This window comes from Marinospirillum perlucidum (assembly GCF_003336805.1).
In the GTDB taxonomy this organism is placed as follows: Bacteria; Pseudomonadota; Gammaproteobacteria; order Pseudomonadales; family Halomonadaceae; genus Marinospirillum; species Marinospirillum perlucidum.
Genome location: NZ_QFWJ01000014.1, coordinates 1 through 22,016 on the forward strand (window position 1 = coordinate 1; position 22,016 = coordinate 22,016).

Consider the following 22,016-nt stretch of genomic DNA (forward strand, 5'->3'; position numbering starts at 1 on the left):
ACTAATGACCCGTGAGGCTTGACCATATAACACCCAAGCGGTTTTATACGATCAAGACTGATCAACAGATTTTGACGGATACGTAAGAGACTGACGCAGACTGGCGATAGCCAAAACTTGAATCTTGCCCCTTTTTAGGATGTTGGCTAAATGCCAGCTTCCAACCCGTTACGCCTGACGACCTTAGCGAGTGGGAACCACCTGATCCCTTGCCGAACTCAGTAGTGAAACCACTCAGCGCCGATGATAGTGTGGGGCCTCCCCATGTGAAAGTAGGTCATCGTCAGGCACCTATAAGATAATCCCTCTGACTCCATGAGTCAGGGGGATTTTTTTATGCTGAAAAGGAACTACTTGAACCTGCCCAGGTGACTGATGCGTCGGGAACGCATCAGAACGGCCGAAGGACGGCCCGAAGGGTGAGCGCCCAGGGACGGTGCGAATAAAGTAGGTCATCGTCGGGCACCTCTACTAAACCCCTTGAGCACTGCTCAAGGGGTTTTTTTATGCTTGTCATAAGAAGAACCTCGCTCTCCGCAATAGCTAGCTTTTCTGATGGTTGGTGTCCCGCGTGAGCGCGAAACTTCTGTCTTTGCGTTTGCGGGTTTTGTATTCCAGCCCCTGGTTTAGATAGCTTCATACTCTGGATTCTTAGCTCTTATTACACAGCAACTGGGTCAGCAATCTATTACCTGCGCAGAGAGTCTTCAAAGGCTTGATCAGGGCTAGAACTGGTTGGCCTGCTGCTAATGTCTTGGCTGATCGAGTTATGCCAAGATCCGAGATGAGTCATGGGATGTTAGTCGCAAGGGAGGAGGGGAAGTGGCTTTTTGAGGTTCAATGCTTGGCTTCAAGCGGTAGTAGAGGCTTTGGCTGGGTCAGGCTTCAAGCCTTGAGGGAGTAGCCCGGCCGTAGCCGGGCTTTGCAGGTTAGCGGTTTTGCTGACTGACGGTAAATTTGCCCACCAGCTGCTGTAGCGTACGGGTGGAGTGACGTACGTGACTGGCTGATGTTTGCAGTTCATCCATGACGTTGGACATCTCACCGGAGGCTACTTCCACCTGGCGGATTGAAGAGCCGTAGAATTCACTGCGCTCACTCAGCTGGGTGATGATGTTAAACATCTGTTCGACGGCCTGGTGCAGTTCGGTATTCTCGCTGGTGTTCTTTTCAGCTTCACGCAGGCGGGCATCAACCTCTTCGACGCCATCCTCCATGTATTCCACGGCACTGCGAGTTTCATTTTGCAGGCCAGTGACTGTTTCCTGAATATCGCCGGCGGCTTCAGCGGTTCGGGTGGCCAGAGAGCGCACTTCATCCGCAACCACGGCAAAGCCGCGTCCTGCTTCACCGGCACGTGCAGCCTCAATCGCCGCATTTAGAGCCAGAAGATTAGTCTGGTTGGTGATCTCGGTAATCATCTCGACGATTTCACCGATATCACCCATGCGGCTATCCAGCTTCTGTACTCGTTGAGCCGTGGTATCCACGACCTTGCGAATACTCAGAGTACTGGTGCGTGCACTTTCATACTGCTCACGTGCCTGCTCGACCACATCATCCATGGCTTTCTTCATGGTTTTGGCCGTTTCGCTGGCCTGCTGGATTTCACCGACCTGATCTTCCACCAGACTGAGCATCTTGTTGATTACTTCATTCACTTCATGACTGGTCTGGCTGGCCTGTTGGGTACGCTCGATCATGGTGTCATTGCTGGAGCTGACAGTTTCCGTGGTGTAGATCACCTGGCCCATAATGCCATCCAGACTGTCGAGAAAGCTGTTAAGCCAGCGGCCCATGCTGCCGGTTTCATCCTTGGAAAGCTTCTCTGTATCCAGACGCTGCATCAGGTTGCCTTCCCCTTCTGCCAGCGTACGGATGATCTTGGTGGTGGTTCTCAGCCGCTCGGAGACCTTCTTGGGGCCCTGTTTGGCAAAAATCCAGGCAGAGACCAACAACATGGCCGAATTGATGGCCAGGATCGGCAAGGTGGATAGCGGTGCATAGGTGTGCAACAGGGTGGTTGCGCCCAGGAAGCCAGCTACTGTCAGCAGATAGGTATTCATCAACCCGACACTGATGGAACGACGGCGATAGACCTCTTCCAGGTCACCCTCACACATCATGCCCCAGCGATCGGGTGAACCGGGTAGCTGGAAGGTTACCCCTTTGCCGATAACCGGAATATGGCGATAGTCAGAATAGCCCGGGTAGGTGATAAAAAGGTTACTGCCGTTGGCGATGGTTTCACGAACGCCGGGGTGAAGATTACCGGTGGCCGGGTCGGTAAAGCGCAATTCCAGCTCAGTATGCTTCTGGACACTCACAGTACCCCACTTGGTGTGAATACCGTCCTTGAGGTTTTCACCGTGGGAAAAGGTGCTGTCTTCAAAACGTGAGCGTGACAGAGCGGTACCCGGCTGGATGGACTGGTCGAAACGAGACTCCACCATAAAGATATAGTTGTCACCGGACTCCGGATAGACGTGGCCGGCTTCGCGTTGAATTAAATCACCCAATACATCATTAGGCACGCGAGCGCAGATACAGCCGAGTGTCTGACCATCACGGACGACAGGCTGGTAGAACATCAGCGTGATGGCATCGTGAAAACTTGATGTCGAAGGGCCAAGATCCAGGGTGGTGGAATCCGAATAGGGGCCATGCAAAAAAGGTTTTTGCAAACCCTGCTGAAGAGCAGAACTTAGGGTGGGGCCCTGGTGACTGCTGCCTTCACGTTGTCTGGATGTTGAGTAGGCAATCTGCCCTTCATCAGTGACAAAGAAAAGCTCGGATAAATCGGATAGCTGTTTTTTCTTGTGTTCCAGCTGCTCGGTCAATTTTTCTGCATCATCGGTGGCGAGAAGATCAGCCAGTTCTTCCAGATGCTTCCAGTGGCTACCGACCCATTCATGAATCAGTTTGACACGCGTGGCAGCAACTCCTTCAAAAATTTGCTCAATGACTGGATAGAGCTGACGGTTAAGAAAGCAGCTCCAGCCCAGTTTCAGTTTACCGTTGCCGCCGAAAACTGGCAGCCAGCGTTTTTCTGCACTGGAAAGATTCATTCTATGGCTTTGCAATTGCGTCATTGCCATTACTCCGTTGCATGGATAGAAGTCATTATTTATCGATGCTGTTATTGTTTGATCTGCATCAACCTATGACTTGTTTATAGCAAAAGCCATACCAGTTTTTTAAAAGCTTTTATTTCAATCAGTTAGACCTTTTAAAAGCAATTCCCACAGATTTCTGCTCTATTCTGGTGCGTTTGTGCAGAAAAATGAAAAAATAGCTCCCTTTGTTGTGCGTTCTGATGGTGCGAGCTTTCCTGAAAGAAAGACGTGGCTGGTTCTTGAGTGTACTCAAGGTGCACTAAATAGGTGCTTTGGAGTAGGGGGTAGTGGAAGGAGGGGTAGTAAAGGGATTAAAAACTGAAGGCTTGCAGTTGTAGGGTGTCGGGGGTCATTTCCAGCTTCCAGCCCTGGTCATCACTCCAGTCGCCCAGTACATAGCGGGTGGCTGTCTGGGGATCGGTACCGGGCATATCCAGGTTGAATTCATGGGTGGCCGGTCGATGAGTGTGGCCGTGGATCAGATCCGTGACTTGATGGCTTGCCATTAAATCCCTGATGGCCTGAGGATTGGCTTCAGTGATCCTGTCGGCCTTGGTACGTGTTTTTAGCTGACTGGTCTGGCGAGCCTTGCGGGCCAGTTTTTGTCGCCAACGAAGAGGCAGATGAGTCAATATAAAACTGACCAGAGGATTACGCAGAATTCGACGCATTCGCTGATAGTCGACATCATCCGTGCACAGCAGATCGCCGTGGCTGAGTAGATAAGGCCGGGAGAAGGGCTGGATGATGCAGGGGTCTTTTAGCAGCTGACAGCCAGCCTGGCGGCAGAAATCCTGACCCAGAAGAAAGTCACGATTTCCGTGCATTAAATAAATGCGGGTGCCCTGGTCAGCCAGTTTTTTCAGGCTGGTAGCGATCTTTTGGTGAAAGGGGGTCATGGCGTCATCGCCAATCCAGACATCAAAAAAGTCGCCCAAAATATACAGGGCTTCAGCCTGGGTGGCATCGCCTTCAAGAAAATCAAGAAACCCCCGGGTTAACCGGGGGCGGTCTTCCTGTAGATGCAGATCAGAGATAAACAGCAGCATTCTCACCTCAAAAACGTCTGCAGGCTGGCTGCTGCAGGGATCTGACGCTCAAAACGCAGGTTGCTCCGTTTGTACCGACAAAAATCATTGATTAATGACTTCGGCCTTTTCAATCACGATATCTTCAGTAGGGACATCCTGATGGCCCATGCGACTACCGGTAGGAACAGCTTTGATTTCCTCGACCACATCCATGCCTTCAATGACTTGACCAAAAACCGCATAGCCCCAGCCTTGTGGTGTTTTGCTGGTGTGGTTCAGAAAGTCATTGTCCTTGACGTTGATAAAGAACTGGGCGCTGGCCGAATGAGGGTCCATGGTGCGGGCCATGGCGACGGCGCCGGTTACATTGGGCAGGCCGTTATCAGCTTCGTTTTCTACGGTGTTGGGGGCAGGCTTCTGGTTGAAGTCGGTATCAAAACCGCCACCCTGGATCATGAAGTTGCTGATCACCCGGTGGAAGATGGTGCCGTCATAGTGGCCGTTTTCCACGTAGCTCAGGAAGTTGGCAACCGTTTGCGGGGCTTTCTCGGCGTTGAGTTCCAGGGTGATGTTACCCTTGTTGGTGGTCAGGCGAACCTGGGGGTTGGTAGCTGGCACAGGTGTACTCCATGGTTATCAAAAACATATAAAAAGCGGGGCGACTCGCAGTCAGCCTGCATCCTGTTATAATAACCGTCTTTGCTTTTATTCACCAACCCGTTAAGAAGCGAGAGCTATGAGCCAGGCCGAAATTTCTGCTGCATCCAATTTTATCCGTACGCTAATCAAACAGCAGCGCGAAGCGGGTCAGCAACAAAAAGTCGTGACCCGTTTTCCACCGGAACCCAATGGTTACCTGCACGTCGGCCACGCCAAGAGTATTTGTTTGAATTTCGGCATTGCTGAAGAATTTGGCGGTGATTGCCACCTGCGTTTTGATGACACCAACCCGGAAAAGGAAAGCCAGGTTTTTATTGATGCCATTCAGGAAGATATCCGCTGGCTGGGATTCGAGTGGGCTGGTGATGTCCGCTTTGCATCCAACTATTTTGACCAGCTGTATGACTGGGCGTTGCATTTGATCAAGGCTGGCAAGGCCTATGTCTGTGAGCTGGATGCCGAACAGATGCGTGAATACCGCGGCACTCTGACCGAACCGGGTAAAAACAGTCCCTATCGGGAACGCTCTGTGGAAGAGAACCTGGCCGAATTTGAAAAGATGCGTGCCGGTGACTACCCCAATGGGGCCAAGGTGCTGCGAGCCAAGATCGACATGGCGGCGCCCAATATCAACCTGCGTGATCCCATTCTTTATCGTATCCGCCATCAACACCACCACCAGACCGGTGATCGCTGGTGCATCTATCCCAGCTATGACTTTACCCATGGCCAGTCGGATGCGATTGAAGGGATTACTCATTCCCTCTGTACCCTGGAATTTGAAGATCACCGGCCTCTTTACGAGTGGTTCTTGGAAAATCTGCCGGTTCCCTGTAAGCCGGTGCAGACTGAATTTGCGCGTCTGAACCTCAACTACACGGTAACTTCCAAGCGTAAGCTCAAGCTGCTGGTGGACGAGGGAATCGTCGATGGCTGGGATGACCCGCGCATGCCCACCATTTCCGGGATGCGCCGCCGTGGCTTTACTCCCAAATCCATTCGCGATTTTTGTGATCTGGTCGGGGTAAACCGCGCTGGTGGGGTGGTGGACATCAACATGCTCTACTTTGCCCTGCGCAATGACCTGGAACACAATGCCCGGCGCGGCATGGTGGTACTGAACCCTCTGAAAATTGTGATTACCAACTGGGAAGAAGGCCGTGAAGAGATACTGACTTCGCCTTCTCATCCGGCCCGGGATGATCTGGGTGAACGCCAACTGCCTTTCACTCGCGAACTCTTTATTGATCGCAACGATTTTATGGAAGAGCCACCCAAGAAGTTCTTCCGTCTGGCACCGGGCAAGGAGGTTCGCCTGCGCAATGCCTGGGTGATTCGTTGTGATGAAGTCATCAAGGATGATCAAGGCGAAATCATCGAACTGCGCTGCTCCTATGATCCCGATACCCTGGGCAAGAACCCGGAAGGGCGTAAGGTGAAAGGCGTCGTGCACTGGGTCAGTGCCGATAAAGGAGTGCCTGCCGAGGTGCGTCTTTATGACAACCTCTTCCAGGTGGAAACCCCGGATGCTGACAAGGACAAGGATTTTCTGGAGCACCTGAATCCGGATTCCCTGAGCCGTGTTGATGCCATCTGTGAACCCAGCCTGGCGCAGGCGGGAGCTGAAGACCACTTCCAGTTCGAGCGGGTGGGCTACTTCTGCGCTGACCGTCATGACCACCAGCCGGAAAACGGCAAGCTGGTTTTCAACCGTACTGTCAGCCTCAAGGATTCCTGGGCCAAAATGCAGAAAAAACAGGGCTAATATGAGTCAACTACCCGAGATTACCGTCTACAACACCCTGACCCGCCAGAAGGAAGTTCTGGCACCGCTTGAAGCGGGTAAAATCAAGATGTATGTCTGTGGCGTGACTGTCTATGACCTCTGCCATCTGGGCCATGCCCGGGTGATGGTGGTGTTTGACATGATTACCCGCTACCTGAGAGCCCGGGGTTATGACGTCAATTACGTACGTAATATCACCGATATTGACGATAAAATCCTCAAGCGTGCTGATGAGAATAACGAAGAAATCAGCCAGCTGACCGAGCGCATGATTGCTGCTATGCATGAAGATGAAGACCGCCTGGGAGTGCTGCGTCCGGATTCCGAACCAAGGGCCACAGCGCATATCGAGGATATCCTCAACCTGATTAAAACCCTGGAAGACAAGGGCTATGCCTATGCCGCCAGCAATGGTGACGTCTATTACCGGGTGCGCAAATTTGCCAACTATGGTCAGCTGACCAATCGCAATCTGGATGATCTCCAGGCTGGCTCCCGAGTCGAGGTGGACAGCCACAAGGAAGATCCCCTGGATTTTGTTCTCTGGAAAGCGGCCAAGCCGGGCGAAATCAGCTGGTCTTCGCCCTGGGGTGAAGGGCGTCCGGGCTGGCACATTGAGTGCTCGGCCATGTCGACCTGCTGCCTGGGCAATACTTTTGATATTCATGGTGGTGGGCCGGATTTGCCCTTCCCGCATCATGAAAACGAAATTGCGCAAAGTGAAGCAGCCACCGGGCAAAAATACGCCAATACCTGGATGCATGCCGGTGCTGTGCGCGTGGATGAAGAAAAAATGTCCAAGTCACTGGGCAATTTCTTCACCATTCGTGAAATTCTGGAAAAGCATGATCCCGAGGTGGTTCGCTATCTACTGCTTTCCAGTCATTACCGCTCGGCCATCAACTATGCGGATTCCGCGCTCAAGGATGCACGTAAATCCCTGGAGCGTTTTTATACTGCTCTGGATGCTATTCAGCCTCAGGCAGCGGCAGCCGGATTGCAAGAAGTGGGTTCCTGGCGTGAGGATTTCTTTGCCGCCATGGATGACGACTTTAATACCCCTGAAGCCCTGGCTGTTCTCTTTGATCTGACCCGTGAGCTGAACCGTGCCCGTGAAGCTGAGGATGCTGATCTGGCAGCGGCTCTGGCAGCTGAACTGCTGGACTTGGGTGATGTGCTGGGCCTGTTGCAACAAAAACCCCAGGCCTTCTTGCAAGGTCAGGACGAGCAGGCCAGCATCAATCCCGATGTGATCGAGACACTGATCGAGAAGCGTCTTCTGGCCAAGCAGGAAAGAGATTTTGCCGAGGCCGACCGGATCCGTGATGATCTGGCTGCCCAGGGAATCCTGCTCAAGGACAATAAAGATGGAACCACCTGGACTCGGGCATGAGTTGAAATTCTAAGGGCAAAAGGAACCAGGACTGATGCGAGCAACTCTCTACCGGCAGCTTTTTCCTGAAGGCTGGAAAAGAAGCGGTTTATCCCCCGTGAACCTGCTGGTTTGTGTTTTGATCGTGATGGCCTCTCTGGCTGCTGTCCTGGAAACCGAAGCCAGTTTGCGAGAAGTGGCTGGTGGCTTCTTCTTTCAGCTCGAAGTTTTCTTCGCCCTGGTTTTCTCTATTGAATACCTGTTGCGTCTTTATGCGGCCGGCGAAGACCCGCGTTATCACGGGCTCAAGGGCCGCATTCGTTATATCTTCTCCTTTTGGGCCCTGGTAGATCTGCTTGCTATTGCACCTTTCTTTATGGGCTTTATCATCCAGGAAAACGCCATGTCCATGCGCCTGCTACGGGTGGCGCGCCTCTTGCGTTTATCCCGGCTGGGGCGTTTCAGTCGGGCCTGGGAGTCCCTGGTTCAGGCCCTGCATGCCCGCATGTACGAGTTATTGCTGAGTCTGGCCCTGGCCAGTTTTATGCTGGTGGTTTCCGCTGCCTGCCTCTATGCCGTGGAAGCCCGTCACCAGCCCGAGGCTTTTGGCAGTATTCCCCGCGCCCTCTGGTGGAGTATCGCGACCCTGACTACGGTTGGCTACGGCGATGTCACACCTTTGACACCGCTGGGCAAGGTCTTCGCCGGTTTTACCGCTGTAGCGGGTATCGGCATTATTGCCATGCCTACGGGTATCCTGGCGGCTGCCTTCAGTGATGCTTTTCAAAAGCAGAGAAACAGCCTGGAGCGTCTGCGTCAGATCAAACGTGGCCGCAAGAAAAAACACGGCCGTACCTGATCCTTCTTCCGGTTATTATTCATTAAGTGAACTACGACTTACTTTTTTAGCCTTTTCCTGACTATAATCCTGTTTTTGTTGACGAGTCAGGCTCATGCGCAAGCAGTTGTTGCTTCTTTTCCTGCCCTTGCTACTGCTGCTCTCCATCTCTGTGGGGGCTGCGCCTGATTTAAATCGTTTGCCTGCCGAACCCCTGGGCCGTTGGATGCAGCTCTATTCGGAAGAAAGCCACTTGAGCGTCGAAGAAGCCTACCAGCTCTGGCAAACAGGGGAGTTTGTGCCTGCAAAATCGGCCACGCCAGCCTTAGGTTTGAATGCCGATCCGGTCTGGCTGGCCCTGACCGTGGACAATACGGAGCTTGAACCCCTTCAGCGCCACTTGCTGATTGATACCTCCTGGCTGGATGCTATTCATATCTTCGTATTCCATCAGGGGCAAAAGGTTCAGACACTGACCCGTGGTGATAATTATCCCGCCCAAGGGCGTAATCTGCTGGTTACTGGCTGGGAATCTTCATTGGACTTGGCACCGGGGCAAACTACCCTGCTAATGCGCCTCAGCACCCCTGACCCCTGGGTTGCCCCCGTTTACCTGCTGGATCAGCAAGGCTTTGAAGATTTTGCCCGCATGCGGCTGTTTACCTACGGTTTGGGTTACGGTTTTCTGCTTGCCCTGATCTTCTACAATGCCGCCTTGTACCTGGGAATCAAGGATGGCCGCCATCTGGTCTATGCCCTCTATCTGGCCAGCTTTGCAGCGATGAATTTTTCCACCACCGGCCATGGTCTTGTCTGGCTCTGGCCGGAAGCTGTGGAGTGGCAGCGTTGGGCCCAACCCTTGTTAATGATTTTATTTGCCAGCTGCGGTCTGTTTTTCGCGATGTATTTTCTGGATATACGCCAGTATTGGACAAGTGTTTACCGGCTGGTTCTGGCTATTCTAGCCAGCGTGTGGTCGGCGCTGGTGTTGACTATTATGACCGGCAACCAGGCTGCAGCCCTTTTGATCGCATTTAGTTTTATGGTGGTTTTTACCGTCCTGATGTTGAGCATGGGCTGGTATCGTTATCGCCAAGGGAGTGTCAGTGCCCGTTTCTACTTGATCGCCATGCTGGGGGGAACCCTGGGGACGCTTTTTACCACCCTGTCGACTTCCGGCTGGATTCCCTTTAATGAGTTCACTTTTCGGGCTGTCGAGCTGGGGATGCTGATAGAAGCAACCCTTTTGGCCTTGGCTCTGGCCTCACGGATTCGCCGTTCTCAGCAAAAGCAATTGCAGGCTGAGCAGGCGGCCAATACCGATGCGCTGACAGCCTTGTTCAATCGCCGGGCACTTTATTACTGGGCCGAAGAGCTGTGGAAGGATCCTGCCGGTCAGCTGCGACCGGTGACAGTGCTGGTGATGGACATCGATTTTTTCAAACGCTGCAACGATGCTCATGGTCATGCTTTTGGCGACAAGGTATTGCAATGGATTGCCGGTCTCTTGACGGATAGCCTCAATGAAGGTGCCTTGGCCGCTCGTTGGGGTGGAGAAGAGTTTATTCTGCTGCTGCCGGGGCAGCATCTTGTCGAGGGGCAGCAGTTGGCCGAGAACCTCTTGCAGCAACTGCGCGAGAAAACTCTAAGTTGTGGCGAAGAGAAGGTCAGGATTACCGCCAGCATCGGGGTTGCTGAAGGTAGCCCGGGCAGCAGTGATCTGGATGAGCTGATCCATCTGGCTGATCAGGCCCTTTACCAGGCCAAGCAGGAGGGGCGCAACCGGGTGGTCTGCGCCCGTTAGCGGTCGTTTAGTAGAGTGCCTGGCTTTCCTCGACCACTTCTTTAAGCAACTCTAAAAAGAGTTCGTCTGCCGTGGTGCGATCTTCCGGATTTTCAGGGATTTTTACCAGGGTTTCGTTGGTAATGTCTTCGGCGACCTTGTCCAGCATCTTGTGATCGCCATAGTGGCGCTTGGCGATTTCCAGGGTCTGTTCCAGAGTGCCCGGTTCCAGCAGCAGCTTCTTCAGAAACTGGCGCAGTTCAGACAGGGCGCGGGCTTTGGTAATCTCGCTTGAGCTGCTCATAAAACAGGCTCCTTAAACTTGTTATGGCTTGGATGACATACCTTAATCTTACTGGATTTTTCGGGTTTGGGGGTAATTTCTGGCGTAAAGAAAAACAGCCTTGAGAGAGGCTGCTAACCATGACCTGAGAGCGACAAAAGGGTATAATCCTGCCGACATCATAAAAAACTCAGAAGGACGTAGATGCATGGCTGAAATCGCCAAAGAGATCCATCCGGTCAATATCGAGGACGAGCTGAAGCAGTCCTATCTTGATTATGCGATGAGCGTCATTATCGGACGCGCCCTGCCAGACGTTCGTGATGGCTTGAAGCCGGTTCACCGCCGCGTTCTCTATGCCATGCACGAGCTCAACAACGACTGGAACAAGCCCTACAAAAAATCGGCCCGTGTTGTCGGTGATGTCATCGGTAAATATCACCCTCATGGTGATTCTGCTGTTTACGACACCATCGTGCGTATGGCCCAGCCTTTCTCCCTGCGCTATATGCTGGTTGATGGTCAGGGCAACTTTGGCTCCATCGATGGCGACTCGGCCGCAGCCATGCGTTATACCGAAATCCGCATGGCCAAGATCAGCCACTCGCTGCTGGCTGATCTGGACAAGGAAACCGTTGATTACGTCGATAACTATGATGGCACCGAGCGAATTCCCGAGGTTCTGCCAACCCGCGTGCCTAACCTGCTGGTTAATGGTTCGGCCGGTATCGCCGTGGGCATGGCCACCAACATTCCCCCGCACAACCTGGGTGAAGTGGTGGATGGCTGTCTGGCTCTGATCGATACACCCGAACTGACCGTGGATGAATTGATGGAGTACATCCCCGGCCCGGATTTTCCCACCGGTGCAATCATCAATGGCAAGGCTGGTATCGTCGAAGCCTATCGCACCGGCCGTGGTCGCATCTACCTGCGTGCCAAGCATCACCTGGAGACGATTGGCAACCGTGAAGCCATCGTCTTTACCGAGATTCCCTACCAGCTCAACAAGGCACGTCTGATTGAAAAAATCGCCGAGCTGGTCAAAGACAAGAAAATCGAAGGCATTGCCGAACTGCGGGATGAGTCCGACAAGGAAGGCATGCGCATCGTTATTGAGGTCAAAAAAGGCGAGTCACCGGAAGTCCTGGTGAATAACCTCTTTGCCCAAACCGCACTGCAGAATGTATTCGGTATCAACATGGTGGCCCTCAAGGATGGCCAGCCAATGCTGCTTAACCTGAAGCAGATGCTGGAAGCCTTTATCCGCCATCGTCAGGAAGTGGTCACCCGCCGCACGGTTTACGAACTACGCAAGGCGCGCGAGCGTGGCCATGTTCTCGAAGGTCTGGCGATTGCCCTGGCCAATATTGATCCGGTGATTGAACTGATCAAGGCTTCCCCGACTTCTGCCGAAGCCAAGGAAGCCCTCCTGGCCGAAGCCTGGAAACCCGGTCAAGTGGTGCAGATGCTGGAAAGAGCCGGTGCGGATGCCTGCAAGCCGGACCACCTGGAAGAAGGCTTGGGCTTGAGTGAAAACCAGGAGGTTTACCGCCTGTCACCGGTTCAGGCCCAGGCCATTCTGGATCTGCGCTTGCATCGCCTGACGGGTATGGAGCATGAAAAGCTCCTGACTGAATACCGTGAACTCCTGGAAAAAATTGCTGAATTCCTGGCTATTCTCGCTGATCCTGCTCTGTTGATGCAGGTGATTCGTGAAGAATTGACCGCCATTCGCAACGAATACTCCGATCCACGTCGCAGTGAAATCATTGCCAGCCGTCAGGACTTCTCCATGGAAGACCTGATTGCTGAGGAAGACATGGTCTTTACCCTGTCCCGCAGTGGCTATGCCAAGACCCAGCCGCTGAGTGACTATCGTGCCCAGCGCCGTGGTGGTCGCGGCAAGTCGGCCACGGCCATGAAAGACGAGGATGTAATCGAGCACCTGCTGGTGGCTTCGACTCACGATACCGTGCTGCTCTTTTCCACACGCGGCAAGGTCTACTGGCTGAAGGTCTATGATGTGCCGGTCGGTAGTCGTGGTTCCCGTGGACGGCCTCTGGTCAATCTCTTGCCTCTGGAAGAAGGCGAATTGATTACCACCATCCTGCCGGTGCGCGAATACCGCGAAGACTATTTCGTGTTTATGGCCACCGCACGTGGCACCGTCAAGAAAACCAGTCTGGATCAGTTCTCGCGTCCACGCTCCAGCGGTCTGATTGCCCTGGATCTGGATGAAGGTGATCGTTTGGTTGGCGCGGCCATTACCAATGGCCAGGATCATGTCATGCTCTTCACCAGCGCGGGTAAAGCCATCCGCTTTGAAGAGGGTCATGTTCGTGGCATGGGCCGGACTGCTCGCGGTGTAAGGGGGGTCAAGCTGCCCGAAGCCGCCGAAGTCATCAGCCTGATCATTCCCCGCTCAACGGTGATTGATGCCGAGAGCGAAGGTGAAGAGGGTGCACAGGAAGCAGTGACCGAACAAACAGCTCCGGTCGTGGATGCCGATCGTCCAATCTACATCCTGACTGCTTCGGAAAACGGCTATGGCAAGCGCACCCGTCTGCAGGAATTCCCGCTACGCGGTCGCGGTGGCCAGGGTGTCATCGCCATGCAGATGAGCGAGCGTAACGGCCAGCTGGTTTCTGCCATTCAGGTTGAAGATGGCGAAGAAATGATGCTGATCACCAACCGGGGCACGCTGGTCAGAACCCGGGTGGATGAAGTCTCCACTACCTCGCGTAACACCCAGGGGGTCACCCTGATCCGCCTGAATGACGAGGAAAAACTGTGCGGCACGGTTCGTGTTCAGGATCTGGCCGATGACGAGGTGGATGACGAAGAAATCTCCGAAAACGGGGAGGAAAGCAGCGAAGAATAAGCCTGCTTTTCACCCAGCTTGAAAGTCTTGATCCCGGCCAGGTGCCGGGATTTTTTTCTGGAACCCAAAAGGTAAATCCGGTGATTGAATTTCAACAGGTTTACAAAACCTATGCTGCCAAGGGGCGTGAAATCCAGGCCCTGAAACCCATTGATCTGGAAATTCCTGCAGGTCGGATTTACGGCCTGATTGGCCATTCCGGTGCCGGTAAATCCACCCTGCTGCGTCTGATCAACCGCCTGGAAGATCCCGGTGGTGGACGAATCAAGGTGGCCGGTCAGGATGTCACCCAACTCAATGCCAGTGAACTGCGGGCGTTTCGCCGTCAGGTGGGGATGATCTTCCAGCATTTTAATCTGCTCTCCTCACAAACCGTGGCTGACAATGTTGCTCTGCCCCTCAAGCTGGCCGGTGAGTTTTCCCGTCAGCAGATTCGCGACAAGGTGCAGCGATTGCTGCAGCGCGTGGGTCTGGAAGACCAGGCCAATAAATACCCTGCCCAGCTATCCGGTGGCCAGAAACAGCGGGTGGGCATTGCTCGGGCGCTGGCGACCGACCCCAAGATCCTTTTGTGTGACGAGGCCACCAGTGCACTGGACCCCCAGACCACGGCCCAGGTGCTGGATCTGCTCAATGAAATCAACCGTGAACTGGGTCTGACCCTGGTCTTGATTACTCACGAGATGGATGTCATCCGCCGCATCTGTGATCAGGTTGCTGTTCTGGATGCCGGTGAGCTGGTGGAGCAGGGGCCGGTTTCCGAAGTCTTTCTGCACCCCCAGCATCCCACCACGCAAAGGTTTGTGCAGGAAGCCGAGCAGATGAACGAAGAAAAACTGCATGAAGATTTTGACCGGGTAGAAGGCCGTATTCTGCGGTTAACCTTCAAGGGAGAGACCACCTACGAACCCCTTTTGGCCGAGGTGGCCCGTCAAACCGGGGTGGATTTCACCCTGCTGGCTGGTCGTATTGATCGCATTCGTGATCTGCCCTATGGCCAACTGACCGTGGCCTTCAAAGGCGGGGATCTGGAAGCAGCCCGTCAACGCTTGCAGGATGCCGGTGTCCACCTGGAGGAGTTGCGCTGATGAACCAATTCTTTAGTAATATCGATGCCTATCAAATCTGGATGGCCACCCAGGAAACCCTGTGGATGCTGGGCGGCTCGCTGTTTTTTACCCTCCTGTTCGGCTTGCCGCTGGGCGTGTTGTTGTTTTTGACCGGTCCCCGGCAGCTCTTCGCCCAGAAGGGCTTCTACGCCATCCTTTCGCTGATTACCAATATTCTGCGCTCACTGCCGTTTATTATCCTGATGATCGTGATGATCCCCATTACGGTTCTGATTACCGGCACTTCTCTGGGGGTGGCAGGTGCCATTCCACCCCTGGTCGTCGGGGCAACGCCCTTCTTTGCCCGCTTGGTGGAAACCGCCCTGCGTGAAGTGGATCGGGGCATTATTGAAGCCACCCAGGCCATGGGCGCAACGACTAAGCAAATAATTTTTAATGCTTTGTTGCCGGAAGCGCGTCCGGGTATTATTGCCGCCACTACGGTAACGGCGATTACCCTGGTGTCCTACACCGCCATGGCCGGAGCCGTGGGAGCAGGAGGTCTGGGTGACCTGGCTATCCGCTATGGTTACCAGCGCTTTCAGACCGATGTGATGGTCGTCACGGTGCTCCTGCTGCTGGTACTGGTGCAGTTGTTGCAATCCCTCGGGGATCGCCTGGTGGTCCACTTTTCACGCAAATAAGCTGTGATCCAGCTGATATTTGCCTGAAGAACCTCTGATCAACGTGATGAGCGAAGTTTAGGGCTGAATTTATTCCTGATAAATTCCAGCACTTCCTACATCCGTGTAGGTCGCCAGCGAAATTGAACGAAAAAGCGGAGTTTACAATGAGTAAATGAGCATTTTGAGGCCAATTTCAACGCAGAATAAACAAGCGCAATAGTTTATCAGTGGTTTCTTAGACTCTCACAAGGAGATAGATACAAATGAAGAAACTTCTCGCAGCCTTGCTGCTTTTAACCGGTTTTTCTCTGGCGGCCCAGGCCGAAAAACTGGAAGTCGCTGCCACAGCGGTTCCTCATGCCGAACTGCTGGAATTTATCAAACCGGCCCTGGCTGAAGAAGGTATTGATCTGCAGGTGCGTGTTTTTACCGACTATGTGCAGCCCAATGTACAGGTCAGCGAAGGTCGCCTGGATGCCAACTTCTTTCAGCACCAGCCTTACCTGAATGAATACAATCGCAGCCGTGATGCCAATCTGGTCAGCCTGGCTGGCATTCATGTCGAGCCTTTCGGTGCCTATTCCAACCGCCATGACAGCCTGGATGCCCTGCCTGAAGGGGCTCAGGTGGTTCTGCCTAATGATGCCACCAACGGCGGTCGTGCCCTTCTGCTGCTGCAGGAAGCGGGTCTGATCGAAATTGCCGAAGAAGCCGGTATTACGGCAACACCCCGCGATATCGTCAGTAACCCCAAGAACCTGCGTTTTCGTGAGCTGGAAGCAGCCACCTTGCCGCGCGTTCTGGGTCAGGTCGACCTGGCTTTGATCAACACCAACTATGCCCTGGAAGCCGGTCTTAACCCGACTCAGGATGCCCTGGTGTTGGAAGGCCCTGCGTCTCCCTACGTTAATATTCTGGTCAGTCGTGAAGATCGCCAGGATGACGAGCGCCTGCAAAAGCTGGTTACAGCCCTGCAAAGCGATGCGGTCAAAGCCTTTATTGAAGAAAACTACAAGGGTGCCGTGGTTCCCGCCTTCTGATCGTTTTTTTCAGGATCTTTATTCAAACCGCCTGACGTTATCGCAGGCGGTTTTTTTATGCCTGTTTAAATCGCGGCCTGCCAGAGTTTATCCAGATCTTCCAGCCAGGTTGCCATGCTGTCCCAGGGGTTATTACAGGGCAGTGGAGGCAGGTTTTGCTGTAACAAGTTTTTTTCTCTCGCCGTTAATTGCAGCCAGCGATCCAGGGAGACGGCATCGATCCAGGGGTTGCCGGGTGCAGCATATTCCCAATCGAGGAGTGTCCAAGCATCCTTATGCAGGAGCAGATTGCCTGCATGCAGGTCATGGTGGGTCAGGTAGAGGGAGTCCGGCCAGGCTGCGGCCTTCTGGTAAAGACGTTCAGCCAGGGGTTGTAGCTGGGCTGCTTTGCCGGTTTTCTTCCAGTAATCGTTAATCAGGGCAGGATAATCCTGAGCCTCCAGGTGGCGGCAGGGTTGTTGCCAGAGTTCTGTGACCAGTTGCAAGAGTTGCTGTCTGGCGGCTGAACTTAACTGTGACCTCTGGGGGTGATAACCGGGATGTTGGCGACATAAAAGTCCGTGATCCGGCCAGGCCTGGATCAGCTCGGGTGCCCAGGAAAATCCCTGAAGTTGCTGCAGTATCCGAGTTTCACGGCGGTGATTACTGCCCGGTGCCTGACCAAACTGCCGCCACACCAGCCGCCCTCGGGCGCAGATCAGCAGCCAGTGATCATTGCCGGTGCCCTGGGCCAGAAACTCCGGCGGCTCCAGGGGTTGTAAATCGGTGGCGAGAGGGGGCAGGTTTAAATGCATTTTTCAGCTACAATGGTGACTGTCTCATCGGGGTGCCGGTTGTCATAACAACGGGCTGAGAAATTCTACCCGCTGAACCTGATCCGGTTAATACCGGCGTAGGGAGTGGGATGATACAGGGTTCTATACAATGCTTGAAAACAACTTTCTGCGGGCAGCGGGTTTGCTGCTTGCTCTCTCGCCTTTTTCTGCGGTGGCTGCCGAGCAGTCACTGACCGTTTATACCTACAGTTCTTTTACCAGTGAATGGGGGCCGGGCGGTCAGCTGCGCGAAGCCTTTGAAGCTGAGTGCGACTGCCAGATCAATTACATCAGTGCTGATGATGGGGTCAGTCTCTTGAATCGGCTGCGCCTGGAAGGAGCTTCAACCCAGGCCGATGTCATTGTCGGGCTGGATGATGCCCTGATCGAGGAGGCCAAACAGCTGAACCTGGTGGCCGACCATCAGTTGGATCTGGCTGAGCTGGATCTCAAAGCGGAGCTGGACTGGCAGGATGAGTTCTTTATCCCTTTTGATTTTGGCTACTTTGCCTTTATTTTCGATAGCGAAAAGACTCAGCCGGTTTCCTCCATGCAGGAATTGCTGGCCTCGGATGCCAGTGTAATCTATCAGGACCCGCGTACCAGCACGCCAGGGCAGGGCTTGTTGATCTGGATGCAGGCCCTCTATGGCGAAGAAGTAAGTCAAGCCTGGCAGACCCTGAGTGAACAGACGGTGACCGTGACCAAAGGTTGGTCCGAGGCCTACAGCCTCTTTTTGGAAGGTGAGGCGGATTACGTACTCAGCTATACCACCTCACCGGCCTATCATCAGGTGGCCGAAGACAGCAATCGCTACCGAGCGGCTGCCTTCAGCGAGGGGCATCCTCGCCAGATCGAGGTGGCTGCAGTCAGCCCCCATAGCGATCAGCCGGAGTTGGCCAGGGATTTTCTACAGTTTCTGGTTAGCCAGCAGGCCCAGGAAATCCTGCCGGTTACCAACTGGATGCTGCCGGTGATTGAAGATGTCAACCTGCCAGCGGCTTTTGACGAGCTGATTCGCCCCCAGGCCGTTGGCTTTACCCCCGAAGAAATCCATCAACAGCGCCAGGCCTGGATTCGTGAATGGCGCAGTGCTGTCAGCCAGTGAGCGTCTCTAGGACTCCGGATTTATTGGCCGGGGACTCAGGCACGAACTTGTCAGGACGCGTGAATACATCCCTGTGCGCTCTGGCTGCAACTTCCTGTTGCAGCCAGCCTGACAAGTTGCACGCTGAACCCCTGTGGTTATGCACTCTTGGCTCTACTGATTGCTCATTATGAGTCACCTTCCCCGCTTGCCTCTGTTGTTGGCTCTGACTTTTCTGCTGGGTGCCAGCGCGTTGGCCTTATTGGCCCTAACCGGCTGGGAGGCCGCGCCGGATGTCCACCTCTGGCAGGACCCCTGGTTCTGGCAGCTGCTCAAGTTCACGGCCTGGCAGGCCTTCTTGAGTAGCCTCCTGTCGGTGGGGCTGGCGCTGCCCCTGGCCCGCAGTCTGGCTTTGGATCAACAGCTGCCGGGCAAGGCTTTTTTTCTGCGTTGGTGTCTTTTGTGTTTTGTCATGCCCAGCCTGATCCTGATCACCGGCTTGGTGATCGTTTTCGGGCGTTCGGGCTGGCTGACACCCTGGCTGGGCAGCAGTTGGCAGCTCTATGGCCTGGGCGGGATTCTCCTGGCCCATGTGTTTTTGAACCTGCCCTTTGCGGCCCGGGTGCTGAGTTTTCAGTGGGCGGCGATTCCTGCTTCGGCCTGGCAGCTGGCTGCGCAACTGCACCTGAGCCCCTGGCAGCGTTTCCGGCTGGTGGAATGGCCGGTGTTGCGTGGCCTCCTGCCTTCGGTGTTCGGGTTTATCTTCCTGCTGTGCTTTAACAGCTTTGCCGTGGTGCTGGCCTTGGGTGGTGGTCCGGCCACCAGCACCCTGGAAGTGGCCATCTACCAGGCACTGAAATACAACTTCAATCCTTCCGAAGCGCTTTTTCTGGCGGCAACCCAATTGCTTCTGGCCGGTAGTGCCTTCTGGTTTTTTTATCGCAGTGGTCGTCTGGAATGGCTGGCACCAGCGGCTGATCAGCAAGCCTGGAAGCCAGTCAGCCCGCCGCTGGTGGTTTGGGTGGGGCGGCTGGTCTATGCCCTGACCGGGATCTTTCTAGCACTGCCGCTGATAAGCCTCCTGCCATCTGCCGTGGGCCGGGGTTGGTCGAGTATTCCCTGGGCAGCGCTATTGGAGGCCAGTGGCTGGTCGCTGTTTTTTGCCTTGAGTGCCAGTCTACTGGCGCTCTTGCTAGCCGCTTATCTGGCCTGGCAGGCGGGGCGGATGCAATCACCAACGCTCAAGCGAGTGATTCAGTTTGCCGCTTTGCACCATCTGGTGATTCCGGGAATGGTACTCTCCGTGGGCATCTACATCTTTTTTATGCAGCGGGTTAACTGGCTGGAACACGGCTGGGTGGCTGTGATTGCCTTGAACAGTCTGGTTGCTCTACCTTTTGCATTTTCCCAGTTGCGTCCTCTGGTGTATGAATACCAGGCCAATTACCAGCGGCTGGCAGCCAGTCTGGCCCTCTCGCCCTGGGTGCACTGGCGACGGGTGATCCTGCCCTTTATGCGTCCGGCTTTGATGCGGGTGGCGGGTCTCTGTCTGGTGCTGACGCTGGGAGATTTTGCCATCTTTGGTATCTTTGGCCAGCCGGGTCAGCAGACGCTGCCCTGGTTGATTTATGACCTGGCGGGCAGCTACCAGCTAACCCAGGCTGCTGTGGCCTCCCTGTGGTTATTGCTGCTGGCTTTTCTGGCTTTAATGCTGCTGGATGTTCGTGAACGGCAAACATGAGAGCAAGGGTCGGATTAAACCCAAGGCTAGAAGAGGTGTGAAGAAGGTGTCTGCTCCAGAATTACTCGTTGAAGCCAAATCCCTGCAGATTCGCCGTGGAAACCGGCAATGGCAGCAGGACTTCAACCTAGAGGCCGGTGAGGTGGCCGTGGTTCAAGGGCCGAGCGGATGCGGCAAGACCACGCTGCTGGAAGCCCTGGCCGGTTTTGTGCCCCTGGAAGCGGGTGAACTGGTGATTGCCGGTCAGTCAGTGGCGGCCTGGCCGGTGGAAAAAAGACCGGTTTCGTTGATGTTTCAACAGCAGAACTTTTTTGAACACCTGACGGTAATGGAGAATTTGCAACTGGGTTTTCCTCAGGCACGGCCGGATGCACAGCAGCTGGAAAAACTGCAAACAGCCGCTTGCTTGCTGGGGGTGGAAGCCTATCTGCAACAAAAACCCGGTTCACTTTCCGGGGGGCAGCGACAGCGGTTGGCATTGATACGCACCGTCCTGCGACCTCAACCGCTGGTGCTTCTGGATGAACCCTTCAGTGCTCTGGATGATGCCAGTCGTCAACTGGCCGGAGACTGGATTCGCGAGGAAATACGCAGCAGCAAGCGAGCAGCCTTGTTAGTGAGCCATCGCCATGAAGATGCCGAGCGTTTGGGTGACCGGCAGCTGTTGTTGAGCTGAGTGGCCTGAAGTCCTTAAGCGGCAGGCGCTTTTTTGCTGTATCATAGAGCGCATTTATTTTCCTTCATGAAGAGTGAATCCATGAGTCGTAAATTCAATTTTTGTGCCGGACCGGCGGCCTTGCCGGAAGCTGTTTTGCAGCGTGCCCAGCAGGAGATGCTGGACTGGCAGGGCAAGGGGCTGTCGGTGATGGAAATGAGTCACCGTAGTCAGGAGTTTGTCAGTATTGCCGAACAGGCCGAAGCTGATTTGCGCGAGCTGATGCAGATTCCTGCCAACTACAAGGTGCTGTTCATGCAGGGCGGCGCTTCCAGCCAGTTTGCCATGCTGCCCATGAACCTGGGTGGCAAGGGCGGTACCGCCAACTATATCTACACCGGTATCTGGGGCAAGAAGGCCATTGCCGAAGGCCAGCGTTTTCTGCCGACCCATCTGGCAGCCAGCAGCGAGGGCAATGGCCTGACCGCTGTGCCTCGTCAGCAGGACCTACTCATCAGCCAGGATGCCTGCTACCTGCATTACACCAGTAACGAAACCATCGGCGGTCTGGAGTTTGATTATATTCCCGAAGCCTCGGTGCCTCTGGTTTGTGACATGTCTTCGGATATTCTCAGTGCACCAGTGGATGTCAGCCGTTTTGGCGTAATCTATGCCGGTGCCCAGAAGAACATTGGCCCGGCGGGTCTGACCCTGGTCATCGTGCGTGAAGATCTGCTCGACCAGGCGCAGGAAGGGCTGCCCACCATGTTCAGCTACAAGACTTTTGCTGAAAATAGCTCCATGTACAACACGCCACCGACTTTTGCCTGGTATCTGTCCGGTCTGGTTTTTGACTGGCTGAAAAACGACATCGGTGGTCTGGACAAGATGGCGGAGATCAACCGCCGCAAGGCCAGCAAGCTCTATTCGGCCATCGATTCCAATGATTTCTACGCCAACCCCATCCAGCCGCAAAACCGTTCAATCATGAATGTGCCCTTTACCCTGGCCGACAGCAGTCTGGATAAGCTTTTCCTGCAGGAAGCCGAAGCCGCCGGTTTCCTCAATCTGGCCGGTCATCGTAGTGTCGGTGGTATGCGGGCCAGCATCTACAATGCCGTACCCGAAGAGGCGGTGGATGCCCTGATTGAATTCATGAACGCTTTTGCCAAGAACCGAGGTTAATGCTT

At 54.3% G+C, this 22,016-nt stretch carries 17 protein-coding genes, 1 rRNA gene and 1 riboswitch; of the genes, 13 read left to right on the forward strand and 5 right to left on the reverse strand.

Features of this window, described 5'->3' with window-relative positions:
• Positions 1 to 173 precede the first annotated feature (173 nt).
• Positions 174 to 289 (forward strand): 5S ribosomal RNA (rrf, locus tag DFK18_RS13875).
• Between the two features lie 640 nt (positions 290 to 929).
• Here rrf and DFK18_RS13885 read toward each other — a convergent pair.
• From DFK18_RS13885 to DFK18_RS13895, 3 genes are all read right to left on the reverse strand, one after another.
• The gene (locus tag DFK18_RS13885) at positions 930 to 3,092 is read right to left on the reverse strand and encodes a methyl-accepting chemotaxis protein (RefSeq protein ID WP_114418876.1); all 2,163 of its coding nucleotides are present in this window, start codon (positions 3,090 to 3,092) and stop codon (positions 930 to 932) included.
• Between the two features lie 335 nt (positions 3,093 to 3,427).
• Positions 3,428 to 4,165: a UDP-2,3-diacylglucosamine diphosphatase gene (locus DFK18_RS13890; RefSeq protein WP_114418877.1), complete on the reverse strand. Its 738-nt coding sequence runs from the start codon at positions 4,163 to 4,165 to the stop codon at positions 3,428 to 3,430.
• Positions 4,166 to 4,249: 84 nt separating this feature from the next.
• Entirely contained in the window at positions 4,250 to 4,765 is a 516-nt protein-coding gene (locus DFK18_RS13895; protein WP_114418878.1) for a peptidylprolyl isomerase, read from the reverse strand.
• Positions 4,766 to 4,883: 118 nt separating this feature from the next.
• Here DFK18_RS13895 and DFK18_RS13900 point away from each other — a divergent pair, with 118 nt between their 5' ends.
• The 4 genes from DFK18_RS13900 (at position 4,884) to DFK18_RS13915 (ending at position 10,607) form a co-directional block, all read left to right on the forward strand.
• Positions 4,884 to 6,572, forward strand: coding sequence for a glutamine--tRNA ligase/YqeY domain fusion protein (locus DFK18_RS13900; protein ID WP_114418879.1), 1,689 nt, complete (start codon positions 4,884 to 4,886; stop codon positions 6,570 to 6,572).
• Positions 6,573 to 6,591: 19 nt separating this feature from the next.
• Positions 6,592 to 7,986, forward strand: a complete 1,395-nt coding sequence (gene cysS / locus DFK18_RS13905; protein ID WP_178006194.1) for a cysteine--tRNA ligase — start codon at positions 6,592 to 6,594, stop codon at positions 7,984 to 7,986.
• 34 nt (positions 7,987 to 8,020) lie between these two features.
• The gene (locus tag DFK18_RS13910) at positions 8,021 to 8,824 is read left to right on the forward strand and encodes a potassium channel family protein (RefSeq protein WP_114418881.1); all 804 of its coding nucleotides are present in this window, start codon (positions 8,021 to 8,023) and stop codon (positions 8,822 to 8,824) included.
• 94 nt (positions 8,825 to 8,918) lie between these two features.
• Positions 8,919 to 10,607 (forward strand): diguanylate cyclase, encoded by a 1,689-nt coding sequence (locus DFK18_RS13915; RefSeq protein ID WP_114418882.1) that lies wholly within the window; start codon positions 8,919 to 8,921, stop codon positions 10,605 to 10,607.
• A gap of 7 nt (positions 10,608 to 10,614) precedes the next feature.
• Here the strand turns inward: DFK18_RS13915 and DFK18_RS13920 are convergent, their stop codons facing one another.
• Complete coding sequence (locus DFK18_RS13920) at positions 10,615 to 10,890, reverse strand: hypothetical protein (RefSeq protein WP_114418883.1); 276 nt, start codon at positions 10,888 to 10,890, stop codon at positions 10,615 to 10,617.
• 187 nt (positions 10,891 to 11,077) lie between these two features.
• On the opposite strand from DFK18_RS13920, the gene gyrA reads away from it, so the two are divergent.
• The 4 genes from gyrA to DFK18_RS13940 all read left to right on the forward strand — a co-directional run bounded on the left by gyrA (position 11,078) and on the right by DFK18_RS13940 (position 16,528).
• On the forward strand, positions 11,078 to 13,753 hold the full coding sequence (gene gyrA, locus DFK18_RS13925; RefSeq protein WP_114418884.1) for a DNA gyrase subunit A: 2,676 nt from the start codon (positions 11,078 to 11,080) through the stop codon (positions 13,751 to 13,753).
• 80 nt (positions 13,754 to 13,833) lie between these two features.
• Positions 13,834 to 14,841 carry a methionine ABC transporter ATP-binding protein gene (locus DFK18_RS13930; protein WP_114418885.1) on the forward strand — a complete coding sequence of 336 codons (1,008 nt, stop codon included), beginning with the start codon at positions 13,834 to 13,836 and terminating at the stop codon, positions 14,839 to 14,841.
• Entirely contained in the window at positions 14,841 to 15,506 is a 666-nt protein-coding gene (locus tag DFK18_RS13935; protein WP_114418886.1) for a methionine ABC transporter permease, read from the forward strand. Before DFK18_RS13930 ends, DFK18_RS13935 begins: the two co-directional genes overlap by 1 nt.
• Before the next feature lie 245 nt (positions 15,507 to 15,751).
• The gene (locus DFK18_RS13940) at positions 15,752 to 16,528 is read left to right on the forward strand and encodes a MetQ/NlpA family ABC transporter substrate-binding protein (RefSeq protein WP_114418887.1); all 777 of its coding nucleotides are present in this window, start codon (positions 15,752 to 15,754) and stop codon (positions 16,526 to 16,528) included.
• Between the two features lie 65 nt (positions 16,529 to 16,593).
• On the opposite strand, the gene DFK18_RS13945 is transcribed toward DFK18_RS13940, so the two are convergent.
• Positions 16,594 to 17,322 carry a phosphotransferase gene (locus tag DFK18_RS13945; protein WP_114418888.1) on the reverse strand — a complete coding sequence of 243 codons (729 nt, stop codon included), beginning with the start codon at positions 17,320 to 17,322 and terminating at the stop codon, positions 16,594 to 16,596.
• An 18-nt stretch (positions 17,323 to 17,340) separates the two neighbouring features.
• Positions 17,341 to 17,444: riboswitch (TPP riboswitch) on the forward strand.
• Between the two features lie 8 nt (positions 17,445 to 17,452).
• Between DFK18_RS13945 and thiB the strand changes: the two genes are divergently transcribed.
• From thiB to serC, 4 genes are all read left to right on the forward strand, one after another.
• Positions 17,453 to 18,451: a thiamine ABC transporter substrate binding subunit gene (thiB, locus tag DFK18_RS13950; RefSeq protein ID WP_114418889.1), complete on the forward strand. Its 999-nt coding sequence runs from the start codon at positions 17,453 to 17,455 to the stop codon at positions 18,449 to 18,451.
• Positions 18,452 to 18,620: 169 nt separating this feature from the next.
• The gene (locus tag DFK18_RS13955) at positions 18,621 to 20,171 is read left to right on the forward strand and encodes an ABC transporter permease subunit (RefSeq protein WP_114418890.1); all 1,551 of its coding nucleotides are present in this window, start codon (positions 18,621 to 18,623) and stop codon (positions 20,169 to 20,171) included.
• 46 nt (positions 20,172 to 20,217) lie between these two features.
• Positions 20,218 to 20,847: an ATP-binding cassette domain-containing protein gene (locus tag DFK18_RS13960; RefSeq protein WP_162299792.1), complete on the forward strand. Its 630-nt coding sequence runs from the start codon at positions 20,218 to 20,220 to the stop codon at positions 20,845 to 20,847.
• 81 nt (positions 20,848 to 20,928) lie between these two features.
• Complete coding sequence (gene serC / locus DFK18_RS13965) at positions 20,929 to 22,011, forward strand: 3-phosphoserine/phosphohydroxythreonine transaminase (RefSeq protein WP_114418892.1); 1,083 nt, start codon at positions 20,929 to 20,931, stop codon at positions 22,009 to 22,011.
• Positions 22,012 to 22,016: the final 5 nt, after the last annotated feature.